We start from the raw sequence: 1,387 nt of genomic DNA, 5'->3' as shown, positions 1-1,387 counted from the left end.
CAGGGAAAGGAACCGGTTGCAACTTCCAGAAATTCTATCTTAAGATGGGGTCCAGCAACAAACAGAATTCCGCCACACTGCCCAAGATTGAACAGCTGGGTGACGGAGCAACGGGAATAAGACTCTCTTTCGACTGGAGTCCATGGAGAGACAAAGGGCCCGCAGACATGAAGCCTTACGACAAGACAGAAATTGTGGTTATCGTAAAGAACGGCGCTTCCGAAACTCAATTTCCCGTATCCACACCGTCGCTTGCCGCAGGAGAGAAACTGAGATGGCACAATGTCGACATGGAGCTTTCAGGTGTCACACTCAACAAGGACACCCGCATTGAAATCCGCAATATCGACAGCCAGTTCCTCCCCAACGGAGCTGTATCGGGCACTTTCCGCTGGTTCCTCAACAACGTCAAGGTCTACAAGCCCAAAGACTGACACTTCAGAGCTTGTTTAGAATTTAACTTACCCGACCGTATAAAACACGGCTCACCTCTGATCCGCCGGCAAAGTCGCTCCCGACATGCCGGCGGATTTTATATCATATAGAATTATGAAAAGACTTCGGAAAGGATATCGGGAGACTTAAGTCCGGAAAGACCGGGGAAATGGATAGCGTAATAACGGAGGATACGATCAAGAAGCTGACGGCGCTCCGTGCCGTTAAACCGGTAAAGACGCATATTGCGCAATGTGATTCGAGAAAGGACAACGAGCAAATGTGTCTCAGACGGCGAAAGGATATCTTTATGAAAAGACGCAGCGACCACCGGGATTCCTGCACGCATGTCGAAACAGTCTCCCCTTTCGTAATCATGAAGATCCGGGGCAATCCCCGCAATGTCTAAAAAGCGCACCAAGAACCAAATATGAAAATTTGCCAATCCTTGCTTTTTCTCATCAAGAACTCGGATAGATGCCAATATAAAATCCCACGCGGCAGGATCCGGAGAAGCATCACGGAGATAACGGTTAAGAAACTCCGAAAGGAATAAGGCAATAGACGACTTGACCGGATTGAAATATAAATCATGCCATATCTCGGCAGGCGTAACAGCACCAAGAAGCTGCAGTTCCCTACTCTGACGCATATTAACATCCGCATCAACCACCGACAACGGCAGCAACCTCGCGCTCCGCATCCTCCCCAACTTCCCAGATCCCACAGGAGAGAGGAAAGCCATCCTGCCGCGACTCCTGGTAAAAAGCGTTATCACATTGTGGCGGTCGCTATACTTCACAATATTTATCACAACTCCCCTTATCTTCTCTATTGCCATTCAGAATCAATTTGTTTCAGTAAAATTTTATAACTAAATAGGGTGTTCAGTTCTATGTTCCAAAATTAACTCACATTATTGAGTGTCCTGGAACGCAGAACCACCCGATTC

At 47.7% G+C, this 1,387-nt stretch carries 2 protein-coding genes; one reads left to right on the top strand and one right to left on the bottom strand.

What is annotated here, in order from left to right:
• Positions 1 to 434, top strand: a 434-nt coding sequence (locus tag JX312_RS13665) for a hypothetical protein (protein ID WP_370541515.1), incomplete at its 5' end; no start/stop codon positions are given.
• A gap of 113 nt (positions 435 to 547) precedes the next feature.
• Here the strand turns inward: JX312_RS13665 and JX312_RS13660 are convergent.
• Positions 548 to 1,276 carry a DNA repair protein RecO gene (locus tag JX312_RS13660; RefSeq protein WP_128707596.1) on the bottom strand — a complete coding sequence of 243 codons (729 nt, stop codon included), beginning with the start codon at positions 1,274 to 1,276 and terminating at the stop codon, positions 548 to 550.
• Positions 1,277 to 1,387 lie beyond the last annotated feature (111 nt).

The organism is Barnesiella sp. CU968, from assembly GCF_905219685.1.
Taxonomy (GTDB): domain Bacteria; phylum Bacteroidota; class Bacteroidia; order Bacteroidales; family Muribaculaceae; genus Lepagella; species Lepagella muris_A.
This window is presented reverse-complemented; position numbering and strand designations above follow the sequence as displayed.